At 73.0% G+C, this 23,145-nt stretch carries 20 protein-coding genes; 10 read left to right on the top strand and 10 right to left on the bottom strand.

Annotated features, from left to right (window positions below):
* Window positions 1-40 precede the first annotated feature (40 nt).
* Complete coding sequence (locus tag OG392_RS07635) at window positions 41-1,444, bottom strand: glutamine synthetase family protein (RefSeq protein WP_329276913.1); 1,404 nt, start codon at window positions 1,442-1,444, stop codon at window positions 41-43.
* An 89-nt stretch (window positions 1,445-1,533) separates the two neighbouring features.
* On the opposite strand from OG392_RS07635, the gene OG392_RS07640 reads away from it, so the two are divergent.
* The 3 genes from OG392_RS07640 to OG392_RS07650 all read left to right on the top strand — a co-directional run bounded on the left by OG392_RS07640 (window position 1,534) and on the right by OG392_RS07650 (window position 4,620).
* Window positions 1,534-2,262: a FadR/GntR family transcriptional regulator gene (locus tag OG392_RS07640; protein WP_073914967.1), complete on the top strand. Its 729-nt coding sequence runs from the start codon at window positions 1,534-1,536 to the stop codon at window positions 2,260-2,262.
* Window positions 2,263-2,403: 141 nt separating this feature from the next.
* Window positions 2,404-3,858, top strand: a complete 1,455-nt coding sequence (gene eat / locus OG392_RS07645) for an ethanolamine permease (RefSeq protein ID WP_329276917.1) — start codon at window positions 2,404-2,406, stop codon at window positions 3,856-3,858.
* A gap of 72 nt (window positions 3,859-3,930) precedes the next feature.
* Window positions 3,931-4,620 (top strand): gamma-glutamyl-gamma-aminobutyrate hydrolase family protein, encoded by a 690-nt coding sequence (locus tag OG392_RS07650; protein ID WP_329276919.1) that lies wholly within the window; start codon window positions 3,931-3,933, stop codon window positions 4,618-4,620.
* Window positions 4,621-4,751: 131 nt separating this feature from the next.
* Here the strand turns inward: OG392_RS07650 and OG392_RS07655 are convergent, their stop codons facing one another.
* Both OG392_RS07655 and OG392_RS07660 read right to left on the bottom strand, forming a co-directional pair.
* Complete coding sequence (locus OG392_RS07655) at window positions 4,752-5,885, bottom strand: C45 family peptidase (protein WP_329276921.1); 1,134 nt, start codon at window positions 5,883-5,885, stop codon at window positions 4,752-4,754.
* Entirely contained in the window at window positions 5,882-7,336 is a 1,455-nt protein-coding gene (locus OG392_RS07660; protein ID WP_329276923.1) for a purine-cytosine permease family protein, read from the bottom strand. Before OG392_RS07660 ends, OG392_RS07655 begins: the two co-directional genes overlap by 4 nt.
* 68 nt (window positions 7,337-7,404) lie before the next feature.
* Here OG392_RS07660 and OG392_RS07665 point away from each other — a divergent pair, with 68 nt between their 5' ends.
* Both OG392_RS07665 and OG392_RS07670 read left to right on the top strand, forming a co-directional pair.
* Window positions 7,405-8,055, top strand: a complete 651-nt coding sequence (locus tag OG392_RS07665) for a TetR/AcrR family transcriptional regulator (protein WP_329276925.1) — start codon at window positions 7,405-7,407, stop codon at window positions 8,053-8,055.
* A 71-nt stretch (window positions 8,056-8,126) separates the two neighbouring features.
* The gene (locus tag OG392_RS07670) at window positions 8,127-9,755 is read left to right on the top strand and encodes an amidohydrolase (RefSeq protein WP_329276927.1); all 1,629 of its coding nucleotides are present in this window, start codon (window positions 8,127-8,129) and stop codon (window positions 9,753-9,755) included.
* A gap of 132 nt (window positions 9,756-9,887) precedes the next feature.
* Here OG392_RS07670 and OG392_RS07675 read toward each other — a convergent pair whose 3' ends face one another.
* Complete coding sequence (locus tag OG392_RS07675) at window positions 9,888-10,889, bottom strand: LysR family transcriptional regulator (protein ID WP_329276929.1); 1,002 nt, start codon at window positions 10,887-10,889, stop codon at window positions 9,888-9,890.
* 70 nt (window positions 10,890-10,959) lie between these two features.
* Between OG392_RS07675 and OG392_RS07680 the strand changes: the two genes are divergently transcribed.
* Entirely contained in the window at window positions 10,960-12,132 is a 1,173-nt protein-coding gene (locus OG392_RS07680) for a TDT family transporter (RefSeq protein ID WP_329276930.1), read from the top strand.
* On the opposite strand, the gene OG392_RS07685 is transcribed toward OG392_RS07680, so the two are convergent.
* The 4 genes from OG392_RS07685 to OG392_RS07700 form a co-directional block, all read right to left on the bottom strand.
* Window positions 12,059-12,799 carry a helical backbone metal receptor gene (locus OG392_RS07685; RefSeq protein ID WP_329276931.1) on the bottom strand — a complete coding sequence of 247 codons (741 nt, stop codon included), beginning with the start codon at window positions 12,797-12,799 and terminating at the stop codon, window positions 12,059-12,061. The two genes, OG392_RS07680 and OG392_RS07685, sit on opposite strands and share 74 nt — an antisense overlap.
* A complete protein-coding gene (locus OG392_RS07690; protein WP_329276932.1) occupies window positions 12,796-13,347 on the bottom strand; it encodes a helix-turn-helix domain-containing protein in 552 nt (183 codons plus the stop codon). Before OG392_RS07690 ends, OG392_RS07685 begins: the two co-directional genes overlap by 4 nt.
* Window positions 13,348-13,545: 198 nt before the next feature.
* Window positions 13,546-15,348 carry an ABC transporter permease/substrate binding protein gene (locus OG392_RS07695; RefSeq protein ID WP_329276934.1) on the bottom strand — a complete coding sequence of 601 codons (1,803 nt, stop codon included), beginning with the start codon at window positions 15,346-15,348 and terminating at the stop codon, window positions 13,546-13,548.
* Window positions 15,341-16,540, bottom strand: coding sequence for a quaternary amine ABC transporter ATP-binding protein (locus OG392_RS07700; protein WP_329276936.1), 1,200 nt, complete (start codon window positions 16,538-16,540; stop codon window positions 15,341-15,343). Before OG392_RS07700 ends, OG392_RS07695 begins: the two co-directional genes overlap by 8 nt.
* 506 nt (window positions 16,541-17,046) lie before the next feature.
* On the opposite strand from OG392_RS07700, the gene OG392_RS07705 reads away from it, so the two are divergent.
* Window positions 17,047-17,952, top strand: coding sequence for a 5'-3' exonuclease (locus OG392_RS07705; protein ID WP_329287119.1), 906 nt, complete (start codon window positions 17,047-17,049; stop codon window positions 17,950-17,952).
* 119 nt (window positions 17,953-18,071) lie between these two features.
* Window positions 18,072-18,905 carry a siderophore-interacting protein gene (locus tag OG392_RS07710; RefSeq protein WP_329276938.1) on the top strand — a complete coding sequence of 278 codons (834 nt, stop codon included), beginning with the start codon at window positions 18,072-18,074 and terminating at the stop codon, window positions 18,903-18,905.
* Between the two features lie 371 nt (window positions 18,906-19,276).
* On the opposite strand, the gene OG392_RS07715 is transcribed toward OG392_RS07710, so the two are convergent.
* Entirely contained in the window at window positions 19,277-19,909 is a 633-nt protein-coding gene (locus OG392_RS07715; protein WP_329276940.1) for a MerR family transcriptional regulator, read from the bottom strand.
* Window positions 19,910-20,028: 119 nt separating this feature from the next.
* On the opposite strand from OG392_RS07715, the gene OG392_RS07720 reads away from it, so the two are divergent.
* Window positions 20,029-21,078, top strand: a complete 1,050-nt coding sequence (locus OG392_RS07720) for a hypothetical protein (RefSeq protein ID WP_329276942.1) — start codon at window positions 20,029-20,031, stop codon at window positions 21,076-21,078.
* On the top strand, window positions 21,075-21,527 hold the full coding sequence (locus tag OG392_RS07725) for an ABA4-like family protein (protein WP_329276945.1): 453 nt from the start codon (window positions 21,075-21,077) through the stop codon (window positions 21,525-21,527). Before OG392_RS07720 ends, OG392_RS07725 begins: the two co-directional genes overlap by 4 nt.
* 243 nt (window positions 21,528-21,770) lie before the next feature.
* Here OG392_RS07725 and OG392_RS07735 read toward each other — a convergent pair whose 3' ends face one another.
* Window positions 21,771-23,078: a cytochrome P450 gene (locus tag OG392_RS07735; RefSeq protein WP_329276947.1), complete on the bottom strand. Its 1,308-nt coding sequence runs from the start codon at window positions 23,076-23,078 to the stop codon at window positions 21,771-21,773.
* Between the last annotated feature and the right edge of the window lie 67 nt (window positions 23,079-23,145).

A 23,145-nucleotide genomic window follows, 5' to 3' on the forward strand; every position in this document is an offset into this window, starting at 1 on the left:
TGGCGCTCGCGTCAACGGGTCCGTGTCGACGGCGTTCGCCTCAGTGGCGTTCGAAGGACCGCCGCAGTTCCCAGTCCGTCACGGCCGCGTCGAAGGCGTCGAGTTCGACGCGCGCCATGTTGCGGTAGTGGGCGACGACCTCGTCCCCGAAGGCGGCCTTGGCGATCTCGCTGGTCTCCCAGAGTTCGGCGGCCTCGCGCAGGGTGGTGGGCACGTGCGCGTACTCGGCGTTGTAGGCGTTCCCGGTGCAGGGCTCCGGGAGTTCGAGCTGCTGCTCGATGCCGTACAGGCCTGCGGCGACCAGGCCGGCGACGGCGAGGTACGGGTTGACGTCGCCGCCGGGGAGGCGGTTCTCGAAGCGGGTGGAGCGGCCGTGGCCGACGACCCGGAGCGAGCAGGTGCGGTTGTCGTGGCCCCAGGCGACCGCGGTGGGTGCGAAGGAACCGGGCTGGAACCGCTTGTAGGAGTTGATGTTGGGGGCGTAGAGGAGGGAGAACTCACGGAGGGCGGCGAGCTGTCCGGCGAGGAAGTGCCGCATGGTCGCGGACATGCCTCCCCCGTGCTCTCGGCTCCGCTCGAGCAGGGGGGACCCCCCTGCGTCGTCCCCGGCCATCACGTTCGTCCCCTCGGCGTCCTGGAGGGAGAGGTGGATGTGGCAGGAGTTGCCCTCGCGCTCGTTGTACTTCGCCATGAAGGTGAGCGCGTAGCCCTCCTGGGCGGCGATCTCCTTGGCGCCCGTCTTGTAGACGGCGTGTCCGTCGCAGGTGACGAGGGCCTCGTCGTACTTGAAGGCGATCTCGTGCTGGCCGGGGTTGCACTCGCCCTTGGCGGACTCGACCGTGAGTCCGGCGCCGGTCATCTCGTTGCGGATGCGGCGCAGAAGGGGTTCGATGCGTCCGGTGCCGAGGACGGAGTAGTCGATGTTGTACTGGTTGGCGGGGGTGAGGCCGCGGTAGTCGGCGTCCCAGGCCTGCTCGTAGCTGTCCTTGAAGACGATGAATTCGAGCTCGGTGCCGACGTGGGCGGTGAAGCCGTGCTCCGCGAGCCGCTCCAGCTGGCGCCGGAGGATCTGGCGGGGCGCCGCGACGACGGGGGTGCCGTCGCCCCACGCGAGGTCCGCCGTCACCATGGCGGTGGCCTCGTTCCAGGGGAGGCGGCGGAGGGTGGTGAGGTCGGGGTGCATCGCGAAGTCGCCGTAGCCGCGGTCCCAGGAGGACATCTCGAAGCCGTCGACGGTGTTCATCTCGGTGTCGACGGCCAGGAGGTAGTTGCACCCCTCGGTGCCGTGGCCGAGTACCTCGTCCAGGAAGAACGGGGCGGCGAACCGCTTGCCCTGGAGCCGTCCCTGCATGTCGGGGAAGGCCAGGACGACGGTGTCGATCTCGCCGCTCGCGACGAGGGCACGGAGCTCCTCGACGGTGAGCGGGGGTTTGCGGTCTGCCACGGGATTGCTCCTCCTTCGGCCTGCCGGAAGCCATAAGGTATTGCGGAAGACCATTGCTTGGGAAGTGCTGACGAGAGGGAATCGACAACGTGGCCAGTACGAGTGAATCGGCGGACCGGCTGACGCCCGTGCTGCGGCCGGTCCGGGCGGGCAACGGCTTCGAGGAGGCCCTGGAGCAGATCCTCCAGGTGGTGCGGCTCGGGCTCGTGCCCGGCGGGGAGCGGCTGCCCGCCGAGCGGGAGCTCGCCGACCGGATGGGGATCAGCCGGGTGACCCTGCGCGAGGTCCTCAAGGTCCTCCAGGAGCAGGGCCTCGTGGAGAGCCGGCGCGGGCGCTACGGCGGGACGTTCGTGCTCCCCCGCGTCCAGACCGCCGACGAGGACGAACTGCGCCGCCGGATCGCCACGGTCGACATGGAGGACACCCTGCGCTTCCGCGAGGTCCTGGAGGTCGGCGCCGCCGGGCTCTGCGCGGCCCACGGTCTCGACGCGGCCGGCGCCGAGCGGCTGCGGACGGCCGTGGCGGCGACCCATGACGCCCCGCTGGCCGATTACCGCCGCCAGGACACCCTGCTCCACCTCACCCTGGCCGAGCTCTCCGGCTCGCCGACGCTCACCGCGCAGTACGCCGCCGTCCGGGCGACCGTGAACGATCTGCTCGACTGCATCCCGCTGCTCGTACGGAACCTGGAGCACTCCCAGCACCAGCACACCGCCCTGGTGGAGGCGGTCCTGGACGGGGACGCGGACGCGGCGCGCGAGGTGATGCGGGAGCACTGCTCGGGCACGGCGGCGCTGCTCCGGGGGTTCCTGACATGAGACGGGCGTCCCCGGGTACGTAACCCGAGAGTTCCCCAGGCACGTAACCCGAAAGTAACGCACGGGGGTTGCGCTCTCCGGTCGGCACCGCAAAGGTATGGCTCCAATCCATTGGGCCCGTTGCGGGGAGCTGACGCTGCCATGACGCTCGAAGACACCACCGGGAGTTCCGGAGGCACCACCCCACCGCAGGACGACTATCTGGAGCGCCGCGCACTGCGCCGCGGCAGCGCCGGATGGCTGCTGCTCACCGGGCTCGGCGTCGCCTACGTCGTCTCCGGCGACTTCTCCGGCTGGAACATCGGCCTCTCCAAGGGCGGCTTCGGCGGACTCGCCATCGCCACGGTCCTGATGGGCGCCATGTACGCCTGTCTGGTCTTCGCCCTCGCCGAACTCTCCGCCATCCTGCCCACCGCGGGCGGCGGTTACGGCTTCGCCCGGCGGGCGCTCGGCACCTGGGGCGGATTCCTCACCGGCACCGCGATCCTCATCGAGTACATCCTGGCGCCCGCCGCGATCTCCATCTTCATCGGCGACTACGTCGAATCCCTCGGCCTGTTCGGCCTGGAGTCCGGCTGGCCCGTCTATCTGGTCTGCTTCGCGCTCTTCATCGGGATCCACCTGTGGGGCGTGGGCGAGGCCCTGCGCTTCAGCCTGATCGTGACGGCCATCGCGGTCGCGGCGCTCGTCGTCTTCGCGCTCGGCGCCCTCACCGACTTCCACGTCGACGGACTGAACGACATCCCCGTGGACGGCGAGGCCTTCGGGGCCAACTCCTGGTTGCCGTTCGGCCTGCTCGGGATCTGGGCCGCCTTCCCCTTCGGCATGTGGTTCTTCCTGGGCGTGGAGGGCGTGCCGCTCGCCGCCGAGGAGGCGAAGGACCCGGTGCGGTCCATGCCGAAGGCGCTCGCGATCTCCATGGGCATCCTGGTGCTGCTCGCCGTGATGACCTTCTTCGCCGCGACCGGGGCGCGCGGTGCGGCCGCGGTCCAGGAGGCGGGAAACCCGCTGGTCGTGGCACTCCAGGGGGACGGGGAGCCGACCGCGCTCAGCCGCTTCGTGAACTACGCGGGCCTCGCGGGTCTGGTCGCCTCCTTCTTCTCCCTGATCTACGCCGGCTCGCGCCAGCTGTTCGCCCTCTCCCGGGCGGGCTACCTGCCCCGCTTCCTCTCCCTCACCAGCCGCCGCAAGTCGCCCTACCTGGGACTCCTCATCCCGGGCGCGATCGGCTTCGCGCTGGCCGCCGGGACCGGGGACGGGGCCCGGATGCTGAACATCGCGGTGTTCGGCGCCACCATCTCGTACGCCCTGATGGCGCTCTCCCACATCGTGCTGCGGCGCCGCGAGCCGGGCCTGCACCGGCCGTACCGCACGCCCGGCGGCATGGTGACCTCGTCGGTGGCCTTCGTCCTGGCCCTGTCGGCCCTGGTCGCGACGTTTCTGGTGGACCGGACCGCGGCGTTCATGGCACTCGGGGTGTACGCGATCGCCCTCGCCTACTTCGCGTTCTACAGTCGACACCATCTGGTGGCCAGGGCGCCCGAGGAGGAGTTCGCCGCGCTCGCGGCCGCCGAGGCCGAACTCTCGCGCGACTGACCACCCGCGCCCGACCCCCCGCCCCGTGTCCGTTCACCTTCTCCCGTACACCGCTCCCCCGGAGGACGTTCCGTGTCCAAGCCGCTCATCGGCGTGACCACCTATCTGGACCAGGCCCGCTGGGGCGTGTGGGACATGCGGGCCGCGCTGCTCCCCGCGCCGTACCTACGGCTCGTCCAGGAGAGCGGGGGCATCGCGGTGATGCTCCCGCCCGACGCGCCGGAGGCCGCCGCGGCGGTCGTGGCCCGGCTCGACGGACTGGTGATCGCCGGCGGGGCGGACGTGGAGCCCGTACGGTACGGGGCCGAGCCCGACGCCCGTACCGGCCCGCCGGCCCGGGAGCGGGACGCCTGGGAGCTGGCCCTGATCGACGCGGCCATCGTCTCGGCGACACCGCTGCTCGGCATCTGCCGCGGCATGCAGCTCCTGAACGTCGCCCGGGGCGGGACCCTGGTCCAGCACCTGGACGGGCACGTCGAGGCGGTCGGGGTGATCGGCCGGCACGCGGTGAAGCCGGTACCGGGGAGCCGGTACGCCTCCCTGGTGCCCGAGCTCGCCGAGGTCCCGACCTACCACCACCAGGCCGTGGACCGGCTGGGCACGGGCCTCGCGGTCTCCGCCCACGCGGAGGACGGCACCGTGGAGGCGGTCGAGCTGGCCGCCCCGGCCTGGGTCCTGGGCGTCCAGTGGCATCCGGAGATGGGCGACGACCTGCGGGTGATGCGGGGCCTGGTCGAGGCGTCGGGAGCCCGCCGGGGCTGACGGGGCCGCCGCGGCCCGGCGGGCCGGAGCGCGGTGGTGCGCCGCGGCCCGGGGCGCGGTGGTGCGCCGCGGCCCGGGGCGCGGTGGTGCGCCGCGGCCCGGGGCGCGGTGGTGCGCCGCGGCCCCCCGCCTCAGCGGCGCGGCGCGGTGAGCGGGGTCCAGGTCTCCGGTGCCGCCGAGCAGGGGCCGCCGTCGTGCACCATGAGGCGCCGCTCGGCCGGGTCGACGGCCACGGTGGCGAGGGTCGCCCACCGGCTGCCGAGCCCGCCTCCGGCCGGGGCGTGGCAGCACACCTCGGCGCCGTCGTCGCGATGGGCGGCGAGCAGGCCGACGAGCGCGTCGGGGCCGAGCTCCGCACCGCCGGCCGCCTCCGGGCCTGAGGCGGCGGTGCCGGCCCCGCCGTCGTGCGCGCGCACCCGGGTCGTGAGCAGCCGGTGACGGTCGTACGTCTCCGGTTCCCGGCGGCCGCGCAGGTCACCGGCCGCCAGGGACGGGGCGAGGAAGTGGTTGGTGCGCACGAGCCAGCCCCGGTCGTCCGGGGCGACCACGGCCGAGCCGGCCGGGGCGAGCTCCACGGACGCGGCCCGGTCCGCCGTGACCACGGTGACGACCGTGGAGGCGGAGACGGGCGCGCCGGTCAGCATGCCGACCGCCTCGTCGAACGACCCCGCCGTGCCGAGCACCTGACGGGCGACCAGATGGACGGGGACGCCGGTCGCGGCGTCGTCCGCGTGGCCGAGGATGTTGAAGAGCACACCCACCCCCGCCTCGTTGACGCCGATCTTCGCGAGGATGCCGTGCTCGGTGATCCCGGCGAAGCCCTGGGCGTCCCCGGTGACGGTCTGGGGGTGCCAGGCGTCGGCGAGTTCCTGGTGCCAGTCCCAGCACTGGCCGCCGGTGGTCCGGGGGCCGCCGCGGACCAGGGTGGAGCACTCCCCGGTGCGGGGCGCGCCGGCCTCCGCGAGGATCTCGGTGCGTCCGTTGAGCGCGGCGATCGTCCAGAAGGGCATTCCGGCGCCCTCGGCGACCCCCTCCATCTCCTCGACGAGTTCCGGCGCCCAGGCACGGGCCGCCCGGACGGTACGGAGGGCGAGGACGGGGACGTCGAGCGTCCGGGCGTTCGCGGCGGCGACGGTGGCGAAGAGTTCCTCGTACACCCGCCACGCGCGCGCGATGCCGGCGCGGGCCTGGCGGCCGCGGTCCTCGCCGCGGCGGCGGGGTGTGTCCCCGGTGATCCGGAGGGTCGTACGGCGCGGGCTGTTCACGCCGCCGCCCGGGCGGCGAGCAGGGTGCGGTCCTTGCGCATGAGGAGGGCGTAGACGGTGGCGGCGACGGCCATGCCGACGGGGAGGGAGAGGTCGACGCCGTCGAGGGCGGCGGCGATCGGTCCCGTGTAGAGGGTGTTGACGCAGAGGGCGGCCGCGGTGACGCCGACGACCAGCGCGAGGGCGCCGGCCGGGTTGACGCCGGCGGTGTACCAGAACGGGCTGCCGGGGGTCTCGTCCGAGAGCGCGAGGCCGTCGTAGCGGCAGCGGCGGAGCAGGACGTCGGTGGCATAGACCGCCATCAGGGGGCCGATCAGGACGGTGATCACCTGGAGGGCGTTGCTGACGGTGTCGAGGAAGTTGGAGACGAGCAGCCCGTAGAGGGTGAGGGCGACGGCGACGGCCCCGTCGAAGAGGACGCTGACGGAGCGGCGGATGCGGAGGCCGACGGCTTGGAGCGCGAGTCCGGCGCTGTACGCGGTCAGGGCGTTGATGGCGATGGTGCCGAGGACCAGGGCGAGCAGGAAGACTGGGACGAACCAGCCGGGCAGGAGCTCCTGGAGCGCGGTCTGCGGGTCGGTCATGTCGACGGCGGTGGCGGCGAAGGCGCCGAGCGAGCAGACGACGACGCTGGGCAGGAAGGCGCCGAGCGCGTTCCAGCCGATGATCGCCTTCTTCGAAGCGGTTCGGGGCAGGTAGCGGGAGAAGTCGGCGCTCGTGGTGTACGAGAGCGGACCCGAGGCGATCATCGTGGTGCCGGCGAGGAGCAGGGCCCAGAGCTGGACTCCGCCGGGCCGCTCTGCGGGGGCGTACGAGAAGTCGGCGTGCCGCAGGACGGCGAACGCGACGACGGTGAAGGCCGCGGCGAGGACCAGGGTGATCGGCAGGTACAGCTTGATGATCAGGCTGTGTCCGTAGACGCTGATGATCAGTGTGAGCGCGGCGATGACCACGATGACGGCCACCTTGACCGGGGTGGTGGCGGTGATGCCCGCCTTCTCGACGAGCGCGAAGGCGGCGGTGGCCGCGGCGGCCAGGTTGAGCGCGAAGTAGCAGACGGAGACCAGCCAGCCGCCGACCGCGTTGTTCACGCGGTTGCCGAGGACGCCGTAGACGGCCCGGGTGATCACCTCGCTGGGCGCGCCGGCGGCCGGTCCCGAGGTGGCGAGGAGGCCCGGGAGCAGCCAGAACAGGTTGCCCACGACGGTCACGGCGACGGCCTGCCAGAGGGTCAGGTCCATCAGGACGAGGGCTCCGCCGATGACGAGGCTGAGGTAGTTGACGTTCGCCGCCGCCCACACGGAGAAGAGCTCGCGGGGGTGGCCGTGACGCTCGGACTCGGGGATGTGGTCGATGCCGTGCGCCTCGATGCGGCCGGGCCGATCGGAGTCCTGCAGGGCGACCTGCGCGCCCTGAGGGCCGGGGAGCGGGTCGGGGATCGTGGAAGCCATGCGGCCCTCCGGTGCGTGTGGTGCCCACCTGGTTGCTTATTGGTCGCACACTCAATAGCATCGCGGTTATGTCGTCAAGCGTCCAGCGCAAGAGAGTTCGGAAAACACCCGAGGCCCGGCGGGCGGAGATCGTGGAGACCGCCGCACGCGTGGCCCTGACCGAGGGGCTCGAGTGCGTCACCCTGCGGCGGATCGCCGAGGAGCTCGCCGTCCGGCCCGGTCTGATCAGCCACTACTTCCCCTCGGCGGAGGATCTGGTGGGCGAGGCGTTCAGCGTGGCCGCCACCGGCGAGCTCGACGCGCTGCTGCCCGCGGAGCGCCCCCACGGGACGCCCACGCAGTGGCTCGCGCACTACTTCGCCCTCTCGGCGGGCGAGGCGTACGACGACATCAGCCGCCTGTGGATCAACGCCCGGCACCTCAGCCGCTACCGGCCCGTCCTGCGCGACCGGGTCACCGAACAGGAACTCGCCTCAGACGACCGCCTGGAGCAGCTCATCCGCGACGGCGTCGCACGCGGCGAGTTCCGCACGGACGACCCTCGTGCCACCGCCATCCAGATCCTGGTGGTGCTCGACGGCCTCGGCGCCCACGCCAACTCCGACCGGACCGACCGGCCGGACGCCGTGACCCGGATGGCCCTGACCACGGCGGAACGCGAACTCGGACTGCCGCACGGCGCGCTGACCGACATACCGCCACCGGCCGAGCCCGCCTGACCGACCCCTCCACGGAGGCCCCTCGCGGGTCCTCCGTACCCGTCCCCCTTCCTGGAGCCCTGGAGCCACCCGTGCGCACCCGACTCGTCCTGCTCTCCGCCCGACTGCTCGACCCCGGCACGGGGGCGTTCCTGCCCGAGACGGCGCTCGCCGTCTCCGACGACGGCCGGATCGCCGCCCTGGGCGACGACCGCGACGTCCGCGCGCTCGCGGGACCCGCCACCACCGTCGTGGACCTGAAGGGCGCCGTCGTCACCCCGGGTCTGGTCGACGGACACCTGCACCCGGTGTCCGGCGCCGAACTGACCCACGGCCTCGACCTGTCGTACTGCGCCGACCTCGACGACGTGCGCGAGGCTCTCGCCCGCGAGGCCCGGACCCTCGGCCGGGGCGACTGGCTCTTCGGCTGGGGCCTCGACCCGAACGTCTTCGGCGACGGCCCCGTCGGGATCGCCCCCTTCGACCGGGTCCTCGACGGGATCCCGGCGTTCCTGCTGCTCTTCGACGCCCACTCGGCGCTGGCCAGCCGGCGGGCGCTCGAACTCGCCGGGGTCGACGGGCCCCGCACCTTCGACCAGGCCTCCGCCGAGATCGTCTGCGACGCCGACGAGCGTCCGACCGGTCTGCTCCAGGAGGACGCCGCCTGCGAGCTGATCGAGCGGGTCGCCCCTCGTCCGACGGCCGAGGAGAGTCGCGAGCGGCTGGGCGCGGCGCTGCGTTCCATGGCGGCGGCCGGGCTGACCGGCGGTCACGCCATGGACGCCAACGGCGAGAGCCTCGCGCTGTACGAGGCGCTCGACACGGCCGGTGAACTGGCGCTGCGGCTCCGGGTGGCGCCCTGGTGCCAGCCCGGCACGGACGCCGGGGGCGTACGGGACCTCATCGCGCGACAGGGCACGGGCGGGGCGCTGTGGCAGGTCGCGGGCGTGAAGCTCTTCATGGACGGGACCATCGACAACGGCACCGCGTGGCTGGAGCGGCCCGACTGCCACGGCGAGTCCACCCACGCGTTCTGGCCGGACCCGGACGCCTACACCCGCGTCGTCGGGGAGCTGCACCGCGCCGGGATCGCCACCGCGACCCACGCGATCGGCGACGCGGCCGTGCGGCACGTGCTCGACGCCGTCGAGAAGGCGCGCGCGGGCGGCGGTCATCAGGTGCGGCACCGGGTCGAGCACATCGAGACGGTCCCCGACGACACCCTGCGCCGCTTCGCGGAGCTGGGCGTGCTCGCCTCCATGCAGCCCACGCACTGCTGCGACTTCACCCGGGCCGACCACACCGACAACTGGTCGCGCCGCCTGGGCGAGGAGCGCGCCTCGCGCGCGTGGCGCTGCCGGGACCTGGCGGACTCCGGGGCCACGGTGGTCCTCGGGTCCGACTGGCCGATCGCGCCGTTCCCGCCGCTCGGCGTCATGGCCGGCGCGCGGCACCGTCGCCCGAGCCGCGACCTCGGCCAGGCACCGCACGGCCCCGAACAGGCACTGACCGCGCTGGAGGCGCTGCGGGGCATGACGACGGCGGCGGCGTACGCGGCGGGCGAGGAGCACGAGGCGGGCCGTCTCGCGCCGGGCTTCCGCGCCGACCTGACCGTCTTCGGCGACAACCCGCTGACGACGGTGGCGACGGACCTGCCCGACCTCCCGGTCCTGCTCACGGTCCTGGACGGCCGGGTCACCCACCGGGCAGAGGGGGTCTGACGGCCGTGCCGGTCGGCCTGCCGCGGGTCTGACCGGCCGCCCCCGGAGCCGAGGCCGCCGATCGCGCCGTCGCACCGCCCTGCCGGTCAGCCCCACGGACGGACGCGGGTCGGCCCGACGGGCGGACGCGGATCAGCCCGTAGGGCGGACGCGGGTCAAAGAGAGGAGATCGCGGGCCGGGCCCGTCGGGCGGTGGCCGGTGGGCCAGACCGCGCGGAGGTCGCGGCGCAGCTCGGCCCCCTCGACCGGGATCGCCACCAGCCGCCGCGAGGCCAGTTCCTCGGCGACCGCGAGTTCGCTGAGGACCGCCGGCCCGGCCCCGCTGACCGCGGCGGCCTTCACCGCCGTCGTCGAGGCGAGTTCGAGGAGCGGCCGCGCGAGACCGCCGTGGTCCGAGAGCGCCGCGTCCAGGACCTGCCGGGTGCCCGAGCCCCGTTCCCGCAGGACCAGCGGGGTCGCCGCCAGTTCCGCCGGGTCCAGCGGGCCGCGGCGGCGGGCCCACGGGTGCGAGGGCGCCGCGACGATCACGAGCCGGTCGTGCGCGACGACCACCCCGTCGAGGCCGTCCGGCACCGCGAGCCCCTCCACGAAACCCACGTCCGCCTCGTTCGCGAGGAGCCGTTCCGCGACGACCGCCGAGTTCCCGGCCTGCAGCGACACCGCCGTGTCGGGCCGTTCGGCGCGCAGCGCGATCAGCCAGCCCGGCAGCAGGTACTCGGCGATCGTCATCGACGCGGCCACCCGCAGCCGGGAGTCCCGCCGCCCGCGCAGCGCCTGGGCACCCGCGTCGAAGGCCTCGGCCGCCTCGACGATCCGCCGCGCCCAGTCGGTGACGAGCGCACCCGCGTCGGTGAGCCGCGAGCCGCGCGGCGAGCGGTCCACCAGGGCCACGCCGAGCTGCCGCTCCATCGAGCGGATCCGGCTGCTGGCGGCGGGCTGGGTGATGCCGACCTCGCGCGCTGCGGCGCCCAGGCTGCCGTGCCGGGCGACGGCGAGGAGCAGTTCGAGCGCGCCGAGATCAGGGACCCGGTGATGGAGCTGAGCCCTGACGCCGGAGCCGTACTCCTCCGTCCGGCGCCCACCCGCGTGCCGCTCCTCGTGGCGCTCCCCGCGATGCTCCCCGTTGCTGCTCATAAAGCCAGCTTATGACGTCATAGCCGCAAGATCCCTGGTGGGGGCAGGGGAATCGGGCGACGGTGGAGCCATGGCAAGCCTCGCACCTCCCCTTCCGGCCGTCCGCGCCACCACCCCCGGCGCCCGGCCGGCCGGCTCCCCGGCCCGTCACGTCCGTCACCTCGGACCCAACTGGTACGCCTCCGTGATGGGTACCGCCATCGTGGCCAACGCCGGCGCCGGGCTCCCGCTCGACCTCCCCGGCCTCCGGACCGCCTGCGCCGCGGTCTGGGCGCTGTCCCTCGCGATGCTGCTCGTCCTGGTCGCCGCCCGCACCGCGCACTGGATCCACCACCGCGACCAGGCCCGCGCCCACCTCCTGGACCCCGCCATGGCGCCCTTCTACGGCTGCCTCTCGATGGCGCTGCTCGCGGTCGGCGGCGGCGCCATGATCGTCGGCCGGGACTGGATCGGACTCCCCGCCGCGATCGCCCTCGACACCGTCCTGTTCACCACCGGCACGGTCGTCGGCCTCGCGGCCGCCGTCGGCGTCCCGTACCTCATGGTCGTGCACCACAAGATCGAGAACGCCTCACCGGTGTGGCTCCTGCCGGTCGTCGCCCCCATGGTCTCCGCCGCCCTCGGCCCGCTGCTCGTGCCCCATCTGCCCGCCGGACAGGCCCAGGAGACCCTGCTCCTCGCCTGCTGGGCGATGTTCGGCGTCAGCCTCCTCGCGACCCTGGTCATGCTGCCGCTGGTCTTCGGCCGGCTCGTCACCGGCGGCCCGCTGCCCCTCGCCCTCACCCCCACCCTCTTCCTCGTCCTCGGCCCCCTCGGCCAGTCGACGACCACCGCGAACAACTTCGCCGACGTCGCCCCGAGCGTGCTCCCCGCCCCGTACGCCCACGGCTTCGCCTCCTTCGCCGTCCTCTACGGCGTGCCCGTCATGGGTTTCGCCCTGCTGTGGCTGGCCCTCGCCGGGGCGATGGTCCTGCGGGCGCGCCGGCAGGGCATGGGCTTCGCGATGACGTTCTGGGCGTTCACGTTCCCCGTCGGGACCTGCGTCACCGGCGCCGAGGGAATCGCCCAGCACACCGGTCTCGCCGCCTTCCGGTGGCTCGCGATCGGCCTGTACGCGATGCTCCTCGCGGCCTGGCTGGTGGCCGGGTCCCACACCCTGCGAGGCCTGTTCAGCGGTGCGCTGCTCGCAGGGCCCGCGCCAGCAGCCTCGGCGCCTCGACGAGAGACGGCCCGTACCAGGTGAGGTGACGCCCGTCGACGAGCGCGGCGGCGGTCCCGGGGAACGCCTCGGGGCCGTCGTAGCGCGTGAAGCGGTACGGCTCGTCGGGCAGCACGACGAGGTCGGGCGCCGCGGCGCGGAGCTCGTCGAGCGGCAGCCGCGGATAGCGCTCCGGGTGCTCGGCGTACAGGTTGCGCACCCCGAGGCGGGCCAGCAGATCACCGGCGAAGGTGTCACGGCCCAGGATCATCCACGGACGCCGCCAGATCGGCACGACGGCCGTGCGCTCCGCTTCCGGGGCGACCGCCTCCCACGCCGCCTCGGCCTCGTCGAGCCAGCGGGGCCGCCGGGGCGCGCCGCACGCGGCGAGGACCCGCTCCAGCTCGCGCAGCCCCTGGTCGAGGGTGCGGATCTCGGTGACGAGGACGTCCAGCCCGGCGGCCCGCAGCCCGGCGAGGTCGGCGGCGCGGTTCTCCTCCTCGTTGGCGAGGACGAGGTCGGGGCGGAGCGCGGTGATCGCGGGGACGTCGGGGTTCTTGGTGCCGCCGATCCGTGCGACATCGAGGCCGGCCGGGTGGGAGCACCAGTCCGTGGCCCCGACGAGCAGACCGGGCGCGGTGACGGCGACGGCCTCCGTCAGGGACGGCACGAGGGAGACGATCCTCCTGACCGTGCCCCGCCCCGCGCTCATTCCTCCTCGGCCTCGACGTGCTCGGCGACCGCGACGACGAGCAGCCGGGTGCCCGCCTCGGTGGCACGCCAGCGGTGGCGCACCCCGCCGGAGAGGTAGAGCGTGTCGCCGCGGCCCAGCCGGTACGCGCGGCCCTCGGCCTCGACCTCGGCGGCGCCGTCGGCCACGTACAGCAGCTCGTCGTTCCGGTGCTGGAACTCGCGGCCCGCGTCCTGCTCGCCGGTGAACTCCAGGGCGTGCAGCTGGTGGCGGCCGCGGACGATCGCCCGGACACCCGGGGGCAGGGCCGGGGAGGCCTCGTCCGCCCGTACGACGTCGACCGTACGGGAGGCCTCGGCGGCCGCCAGGAGGTCGGCCGCGGTGGTCTCCAGGGCGTCGGCGACCAGTTCGAGGGAGCGGTGGCTGGGACGCGCGCGGTCGTTCTCGACCTGGCTGAGGAAGGGCACGGACAGACCGCTGCGCGAGGAGACGACGGCCAGGGTGAGCTGGAGCGCTCTGCGTCGCCTCTTGACGGCCGCGCCCACGCGGGGTGATTCCTTCTCGTCCATGTCGGCTCCCTCCCTCGTGCCTCGCGCGTACCCGTACCGGGCGGTTACCTGAACCTTACGCAGCTTTGGGGCGGGGTTTCGCGTCGTGACGAAAAGGGGTGGCCGCCGAACACGGTCGGCGACCACCCCTTTTCGGACAGGAACCGTTCACCGGTCGCTGCCTTCAGCCCGGAGGCGACCTCCGGGCTACCACGGCCGCTACTGCGGCGCGAGCTTCTCCGCGAGGCCCGGGTTGCCGTCCAGCCAGGTGCGGACGGCCTCCTGCTCCTTGCCCTTGCCGGTCTCCTGGATGACGGCTTCGAGATCCGTGAGCTGCTTCTCGGTCAGCTCGAAGTTCTTCAGCCAGGCGCCGACCTCGGGGTTCTCCGCGGCGAAGCCCTTACGGGCCAGGGTGTGGATCCCGTCGCCCTTGCCCCACGACCCCTTCGGGTCGGCGAGCTTCTTCAGGTCGTGCGCGGAGTATGCCCAGTGCGGCGACCAGAGGGTCGCGACGACCGGTTCCTTGCGCTCGTAGGCGCGCTTCAGCTCGGCGAGCATGCCGGGCGTGGAGCCGTCGACGACCTCGTACTCGCCCTCCAGGCCGTACTCCTTGAGGACCTTGTCCTTCAGGATGCCCATCATTCCGGCGCTCGGCTCGATGCCGACGATCCGGCCCTTGAACTGACCGGCCTTGCCCTTGAGGTCGGCGAGCGAGTCGACGCCCTTCACGTACGAGGGCACGGAGAGCTCCAGGGAGGTCGGGCCGTACCAGGAACCGAGGTCCTCCAGCTTGTTCTTGTACTTCTCCCAGTACTGGGCGTGGGTGACGGGCAGCCAGGAGTCGGTCTGGAAGTCGAGCTGGCCGCCGGCCAGACCGGTGTACAGCGCACCGGCCTCCAGCTGCTTGGTGTCGACCTCGTACCCCCGGCGCTCCAGGAGCTCCTTCCACAGGTACGTGGAGGCGATGCCCTCGTCCCAGGGGATGTAGCCGATGCTGACCTTCTTGCCGTTGCCGCCGGCCTGGGAGCCCGAGGCGGTGGTGGAGCCGCCGAAGAGGCCCGTACCGCCCGCGACGAGGGCGAGCACGACGACACCGACGAGAGCGGTGACGGGCTGCGGACGGTGGGCCCAGAGCTTCGCCCCGGGACGCCTGGCGCTCAGCGCGGCGCGGGCCTTGGCGGCGGCGCGGCGGCCGAGCGGGGAGACCTGCCGGCCGAGGGCGCCGGTCATCCGGTCGAGGTACATGGCGAGGACGACGATGGAGACGCCGGCCTCGAAGCCGAGACCGATGTCGACGTTGCCGATGGCGCGGTAGACCGCGCCGCCGAGCCCGCCGCCGCCGACCATGCCGGCGATGACGACCATGGACAGGCCGAGCATGATGACCTGGTTGACACCGGCCATGATCGTCGGCAGGGCCAGCGGGAGCTGCACCCGCAGCAGCGTGTTGCGCGGGGTGGTGCCGAACGCCTCGGCGGCCTCGACGAGTTCGCCGTCGACCTGCCGGATGCCCAGCTCGGTCATGCGGACGCCCGGGGGCAGCGCGAAGACGATGGTGGCGATGATGCCGGGGACGACACCGACGCCGAAGAAGATGATGCCGGGGATCAGGTAGACCATCGCCGGCATGGTCTGCATGAAGTCGAGGACCGGCCGGAGCACGGCGCTGACGGTCTTCGAGCGGGCCGCCCAGATGCCGAGCGGTACGGCGATCACCAGGGTCACCAGGGTGGCGACGAGCACCAGCGACAGGGTCGCCATCGCCTCGTCCCACAGCTGGACCGAGTCGACGAGCGCGAACCCGGCGAAGGCGAGCACACCGGCGGCGAGGCCGCGCAGCCACCAGGCGACGACGGCGAGGATGCCGGCGAACAGCAGCGGGTGCGGCGCGGACAGGACGGCGTCGATGCCGTCGTAGAGGCCGGTGACACCGGTGCTGACGGCGTCGAAGAGCCAGGAGAACTGGGACTGGAGCCAGTCGACGGAGCTGTCGACCCAGTCGCCGAGAGGAAGCCTAGGCACGGGCGGTCAGCTCCTTCTCCGACTGGGCGGGGATGCCGGCCCCGGTGGCGGCCTTGGCACCGGACTCGGCACCGGCCTTGCCCCGGGCGGCGGCTTTGCCGCCGCCGGGGGGCGCGGCCCTGCCACCGGTCCCCGCGTCGGCCGGGTCACCGGCGTCCTTGGCACCGAGTCCGCCCATGACGGCGAGCAGGCGCTCCGTCGGTACGACGCCGAGGACGGCGCCGTCGGAGTCCTGGACGGTCACGGGGTGCGGGGCGCGGGCGGCGACGGCGCACAGGTCGGCGACGAGCGTGTCGGGCCCGACGGCCTCGCAGTCGCAGCCGGCGGGACAGTCCGCCGGAGTGGCGCCGCCCGTCATGACGGCGGAGGCGGTGAGCACCCGGGAGCGGTCGACGTCCTGGATGAACGAGGCGACGTAGTCGTCGGCGGGGCGGACCAGGATGTCCTCGGCGGTGCCGAGCTGCACGATCCTGCCGTCACGCATGACGGCGATCCGGTCGCCGAGACGCATGGCCTCGTTGAGGTCGTGGGTGATGAAGACGATGGTCTTCTTCAGCCGCTGCTGGAGGACGAGGAGCTGGTCCTGCATGTCACGGCGGATCAGCGGGTCGAGCGCGCTGAAGGACTCGTCCATGAGGAGCAGGTCGGCGTCGGTCGCGAGCGCGCGGGCCAGGCCGACGCGCTGCTGCATGCCGCCGGAGAGCTCGTCGGGCCAGGACTTCTCCCAGCCGGCGAGGCCGCACAGCTCCAGGGCCTCGGTGGCCCGGGTCTCACGCTCGGCGCGCGGGACGCCCTGGACCTCCAGGCCGTAGGCGGCGTTCTCCAGAACGTTTCGGTGCGGGAACAGCGCGAAGTGCTGGAAGACCATGCTGATCTTGGTCGAGCGGACCGTGCGCAGATCGCGGGGGGACAGCGCGGTGAGGTCACGTCCGTCGAAGAGGACCCGTCCGGCCGTGGGCTCGAGCAGGCCGTTGAGCATGCGGAGCAGGGTCGACTTCCCGGAACCGGAAAGCCCCATCACGACGAATATCTGGCCGGGCTCCACGGTGAAACCGGCGTCCACGACGGCTGCTGTCGTCCCCTCGGCGCGCAGCTCCTCGCGATCGGTGTCGCCGGCGGCGAGCCTGCGGACCGCCTCGTCGGGTCGTCTGCCGAACACCTTGAACAGGTGGTCTGCCTGGAGCCTGGACACATAAACCTCACGAGTAGCGACGAAAACGGCCCTCGCCACCCCCGCGTGGTCGGGCCGTGGAGCGGGCGGGATCGGCCCGCCGCCCGTCGCGTACGGGATCCATTCGTTGAATCCCGTACCGGGTTCGCTCCGGGCTGGCGCCTGCCCTGCTTCACAGGGTGCAAACGCAAAGGTGACGGGGGTCACGTACGGGACCCGGGAACCGGCCGCAGCGCGTCGGCGTCCGCGTCCCAGGGTTCCCGGCGCGCGGGTCCTTGGGTTCCGGCGCGCGGGTCCTTGGGTTCCCGGCGCGCGGGTCCCGGGGGGCTCGGCGCGCGCAGGAGTCGCGGGGCGGCTCGGCGTCGGCGGGCGCCGGGGCGCTGCGGCGTGCGGGCCCCGGGGGGGGGCTCGGCGCGCGGGTCCCGGGGGCTCGGCGCGCGGGTCCCGCCCTCGAACGCCCCGCGCACGCGTCCCCCGGCCCCGGTGGCGCCCCGAGCCCTAAAATCACGCAGGTGACTCGACGCTTGATGCTCCTCGACACCGCCAGCCTCTACTTCCGTGCCTACTTCGGCGTGCCGGACTCCGTCCGGGCACCCGACGGCTCGCCGGTGAACGCCGTGCGCGGCCTGCTCGACTTCATCTCCCGGCTCGTCCAGGACCACCACCCGGACGACCTCGTGGCCTGCTGGGACAACGACTGGCGGCCGCAGTGGCGGGTCGACCTGATCCCCTCGTACAAGGCGCACCGGGTGGCCGTGGAGACGGAGACCGGCCCGGACGAGGAGGAGATCCCCGACACCCTCTCCCCGCAGGTGCCGGTCATCGAGGACGTCCTGGCGGCGCTCGGCATCGCCAGGATCGGGGCGGCGGGCTACGAGGCGGACGACGTGATCGGGACGCTCGCGGGGCGGGCGTCGGGGCCGGTGGACATCGTCACGGGCGACCGGGACCTCTTCCAGCTGGTCGACGACGCCCGGGGCGTCCGCGTGCTCTACCCGCGCAAGGGCGTCGGCGACTGCGATCTGGTGGACGCGGAGCTGATCCGCACCAAGTACGGCGTGCGCCCCGACCAGTACGCGGACTTCGCGGCGCTGCGCGGTGACGCCAGCGACGGCCTCCCCGGAGTGAAGGGCATCGGAGAGAAGACGGCCGCGCAGCTGATCACGGAGTACGGGGACCTGGCGGGCGTACGGGCGGCGGCCGAGGACCGCACGTCGAAGCTGACGCCGGCCAAGCGGCGGGGAATCGTGGAGGCGGCGGCGTACCTGGACGTCGCCCCGACGGTGGTGCGCGTCGCCGGAGACGTACCGCTGCCGGAGTTCGACGCGACCCTGCCGAAGGCTCCCCGCGACCCGGCGGCCCTCGACGCCCTCGCGAAGCGTTGGGGCCTCGGCGGGGCCGTCGGCCGTCTGCTGCCGGTCCTGGAACGCTGACGAAATCCGGCCGCACTGGGCCGACCGCACCACGAGGTGCTAACTTAGGCATGCCTAAGTACGCAGCATGTCGAGTGACGTCGAGCAAGTCGAGACACGTCGAGTCAGGAGAGCCCCAAGTGGCGGAGCAGCCCCGCAAGGCACCGAAGGCCACCGAAGCGCGCGTGGTGCGCACCGAGCGCATCACCCCGCACATGGTGCGGGTCGTCCTGGGCGGCCCCGGCCTCGACGCCTTCGAGGTCGGCGAGTACACCGACCACTACGTGAAGCTGCTCTTCGCCCCCGCGGGCGTCGCCTATCCGGAGCCGTTCGACATGGACCGGATCCGGGCGGAGTTCCCCCGGGAGCAGTGGCCGACGACCCGCACGTACACCGTGCGGGCCTGGGACCCGGTCCACCGTGAGCTCACCATCGACTTCGTGGTCCACGGCGACGAGGGCCTCGCGGGCCCCTGGGCCGCGCGGGCGCAGGCGGGCGAGACGATGCGCTTCCTCGGCCCCGGCGGCGGCTACACGCCGGACCCGGCGGCGGACTGGCACCTGCTCGCGGGCGACGAGAGCGCCCTGCCGGCGATCGCGGTGGCCCTGGAGCGGCTGCCCGCGGGGGCCCGCGTGCACGCGTTCGTGGAGATCTCGGACGCCGACGAGGAGCAGAAGTTCGCGACGGCGCACGACATCCACGTCACCTGGCTGCACCGGGGCGACCGTCCGGCGGGCGAGGCGCTCGTCGAGGCCGTACAGACCCTGGACTTCCCGGCGGGCGACGTGCACGCCTTCGTCCACGGCGAGGCGGGCTTCGTGAAGGACCTCCGCCGCCACCTGCGAATGGACCGCGGGATCCCGCGCGAGCGGCTGTCGATCTCGGGCTACTGGCGCCTGGGCAAGTCGGACGAGGCCTGGCGCGCGATCAAGCGCGAGTGGAACGACCAGGTGGAGCGCGAGCAGGAGAACTGAGCCACGGAGCCGGGCACACCCCGGCTCACGGCGTGGGGCCCGGGGGCGATCCCCCGGGCCCCACGCCGTTCTTGAGCGCGGCGTAGGTTCGGCGGGCTCGGGGCTGCCGCCGCGGGCGAGTCCCCCGGCGCCTCGCGTGCGCGGGGCGCTCGTAGTCACACGGCGCCGGTTCCGGGGGGAGCGGGGCGAGGCGGGGCGCTCGTCAGCTCGACGCCGGTCCGCGGGCAGCGGACACCTTGGGCGCGGCGCCGATCCCGAGCCGCGCAAAGCCGGCCCACGAGCAGCGGACGTGCCGAGCCCGGCACCGGTCCCGGTCCACGCAAAGCCGGCCCGCGAGCAGCGGACGTGCCGAGCCCGGGGCCAGTCCCGGCCTACGTCGTGTGCCCGTACAGGCGGTCCGATGTGTCCGTATGAGCCATCCGCCGCAGCGCCGAGAAGATCGCGTCGCCGATGACCGTGCCGACGACCACGCTCTCCACCAGCGCCTCGCGCGCCACATTGCCCGCCACGTAATCGAGGTCGGCCCGCGCCACCCGCTCCGCCGCGTCCGCGTACACCTCCAGGACCTGGGAGAACCCCCCGTGGCCGGCCTCGTCGACCGCCGCGAGGGCCACGGCGAGCGCCTCCGAGGCCGGGTTGCCCGGATCCACCCGCCAGCCGCGCGCGGCGATCAGCGCCGCGACCTGCTTCCGCGCGTCCTCGATCCCGGCGTGCGACTCGCGGTCGTAGCGCGGCACCAGCCCGGAGGCCACCGCGCCCAGCAGCTTGTGCACCGACCGTTCGGGGTCGTCGACCGCGACGATCACCTCACGGATCGCGGCCACCGACAGTCCGCCCACATCGAGGAGGGCCCGGATGAGGCGGAGACGCTGCACATGCTTCTCCCCGTACGAGGCCTGGTTCGGGCTCGTCAACTCCCCGGCGGGCAGCAGCCCTTCCCGTACGTAGAACTTGATCGTCGGGATGGACACCCCTGTTCTGCGACTCAACTCTCCGATGCGCACCGCGTGTTCACCTTCCTGGTCTTGCTTCGGCCTTGCCGACCGACACTTCCATCATAGATAGTGGGGCTATCAGATAGTAGCTAGTGCCACTATCCATGCCTTCCCACGGGGGGATCCGTATGTCTTCATCGCACAAGAGCCCACTCCTGAGGTTCCATCAGCCGCTGGTCTGGGTCGCCGCCTCCATGGGCGTCTTCGCACTGGTCTCCGCCGTCGGCATCGTCGTCGACGACCGCATCCTGGTCGGCGTGCCGATCTGGACCAAGCCGTTCAAGTTCTCGGTCTCGCTCCTCGCGTACACGCTCTCTCTCGCCTGGATGATCTCGCTGCTGCCCCGCGGCCGACGGGTCGGCTGGTGGGCCGGCACCGTGGTCGCCGCCACCAGCACCGGCGAGATGGTGCTCATCACCCTCCAGGTGATCCGCGGCAAGCGAAGCCACTTCAACCACGCCACCCCCTTCGACGACGCCGTCTTCCAGATCATGGGCATCAGCATCCTGATGCTCTGGCTGGGCGCGCTCGTCATCGCGGTGCTCCTCCTGCGCGCCAAGATCCTCGACCGGGCGATGGCCTGGGCGGTCCGCCTGTCCTCGCTGATCGCCCTGGCGGGCGCCGCTCTGGGCTTCCTGATGGTCCGTCCGACCCCGGAGCAGCTGGCGGTCGACGAATCGCCGATCATCGGCGCTCACGCCGTCGGAGTACCGGACGGCGGCCCCGCGATGCCGCTGACCGGCTGGGCGAGCAACGGCGGGGATCTGCGCATCCCTCACTTCTTCGGCATGCACGCCCTGCAGTTGCTCCCGCTGCTCCTGCTCGTCCTGGCCGCACTGGCACCGCGCTTCGCCCGTCTGGCGGACGAACAAGTGCGACTTCGACTCACCCTCACGGCCGCGGCCGCGTACACGGCGACCTTCGTCCTGCTGACCTCGCAGGCCCTGCGTGGCCAGGCCCTGTTCGCACCGGACGGCGCGACTCTGGCGGGCGCGGGGGCGATCGTCCTGCTGGGCGGTGCGGCCGCGGCACTCTCCCTCCGGGGGGCCTCCCCCTCCCCCTCCCCCTCCTCCCCTCCCTCCCCGCCCTCGCCCCTCGCCTCCGCTCCTCTCGCTCGCTCCACCCACTCCGCCGCCACCGCCACCGCCACCACCAGCGAGGAAGAGGTCACCTCATGACGGGCTTCCTCTTCGAGCTGACGTTCCTGCTCGCCGCGCCGGCGTGGCTCCTGATGATCTTCGCGCCGACATGGCGGATCACGGAGCGGGTCGCGGCCTCGCCCTTGACGGTGCTGCCGATCCTGGTGGTCTGGGCGGTCCTGGCCGCCCCTGTCGCAGCGGAACTGTGGACGGCGGTCAGCACCCCCGACATCGACACCTTCCGCGATCTCGTGGCTCTCGCGAACGGAGCCGGTGCCCTCTGGGCCCAGGTCATCGCCTGGGACCTGCTGCTCGGTCAGTGGATGTACAGGGAGGCCCGTCGTCTCGCCGTGCCGCCGCTGCTGATGGGTCCTCTCCTGATCCTGACGATCCTTCTCTCCCCTCTCGGGCTACCCCTGTTCCTTGTGGTCCGCGCGGTGTGGACGACCAGGGCAGCGCGGCGGCGGACCGAGCCGGTACTGGCCTGACCGGATGCGAACGACCGGCCGTTCCGTGGGCGCCGTCCTCGGCTCCGCCGTCGGCGACGCCCTCGGCACCCCCTTCGAGTTAAGGCTCCCGGGCTTCTTCCGGGGGCACTTCCCCGACGGCGTCGGGGAGGCGTGCGGGGGCGGCGCGGCCGGGATCCCGGCGGGGCGACGGACGACACGCAGACGGCCCGTCTTTGTCGGTGAGTCGCGGCCCGTGCCCCTGGCCGGGCCGGGCCGGCCCCGTCAGCCCCGTGCCCGTACCGTCGCCAGGACGTCGCGGTCCGGCTGGAGGGTGAGGCTCGGTACGGGGAGGATCTCCTCGGTGGTGACGTCCAGGTGGTAGCGGCGGGCCAGGACCGCGAGGATCAGGACAGCCTCCACGAGGGCGAACCGGGTGCCGAGGCAGACACGGGGGCCGCCGCCGAAGGGAAACCAGGCGTACTCGGGTATCTCCTCGGCGGGTTCGCCGTCGCGCTCGATCCAGCGCTCGGGGCGGAAGGCTTCCGCGTCGCCGTACCAACGGGGGTCGCGGTGTGTGGCCCACTGGCTGGACCAGACGCGGGTGCCGGCCGGGACGGGTGCTCCGCCGAGCGTGGCGCCCTCCTTCGCGAGGCCGGTGATCAGCCAGATGGTGGGGTAGAGGCGGAGGGTCTCCTTGATGACGGCCTGGGTGTAGGTGAGGGAGGCGTAGTCGTCGTAGCCGGGTTCGTGGCCGGCGAGGACCCGGTCGAGTTCCTCGGCGAGGGCGTCGCGGACCCGCGGGTTGCGGGAGAGCAGGTACCAGGCCCAGACGAGGGTGGAGCTCGTGGTCTCGTGGCCGCCGATGTAGAGGGTGACGGTCTCGTCGCGTATCTCCTGGTCGGAGAGGGGCGCGCCGGTCTCGTCGCGGGCGGCGAGGAGGCGGCTGAGGAGGTCGGGGCGTTCGGTGTCGCCGTCGCGGTGGCGGGAGACGACGCGGGAGACCTCGGCGTCGATGACGGCGGTGGCGCGCTTGATGCGGGTGCGTCCGGGGGTCGGCAGCCAGTCGGGGAGCACTGCTCCGATGCCGCTGAACTCGGCGCCTATCTCTTTCTGTGCGACGTCCATCGCCTGCCCGATGACTTCGGCGTCGGCGGCGGTGTCGACGCCGAAGATGGTGCGGACGGCGACGAGTTGGGTGAGGGCGGCCATCTCCTTCTTGATGTCGATGTGCTGCCCGTCGGTCCATCGGTCGGCGAGGGCGACGGCGCATTCGGACATGGTCGCCGCGTAGGAGCGGACCTGTTTCGGGCGGACGGAGGGCTGCACGAGGGAGCGCTTGCGGCGCCAGTCGGCTCCCTTGGAGACGATGACGCCGTTGCCGAGGAGGGTGCGGAAGGCGATGCCGAGGTCGGGCTGGTCGAAGGTGCGCTCGACCTCGGTGAGGAGTTCGCCGACGGTGTCGGGGTGGGCGATGAAGAGGGAGGGCTTGCGGCCGAAGCGCCAGCGGACGATGTCGCCGCGGTCCCTGAGCTGTTCGAAGAAGGCCAGGGGGTTCTTCCCGAAGGCGGGAAGGCTGCCGAGGAGTGGCATGCCGCGTGGTCCGTCGACGACAACCGGAACCGCGGTCCGGGCTGCTGCCGGAGGGTCTGACGGTGTC

The organism is Streptomyces sp. NBC_00691, assembly GCF_036226665.1.
Lineage (GTDB): Bacteria > Actinomycetota > Actinomycetes > Streptomycetales > Streptomycetaceae > Streptomyces.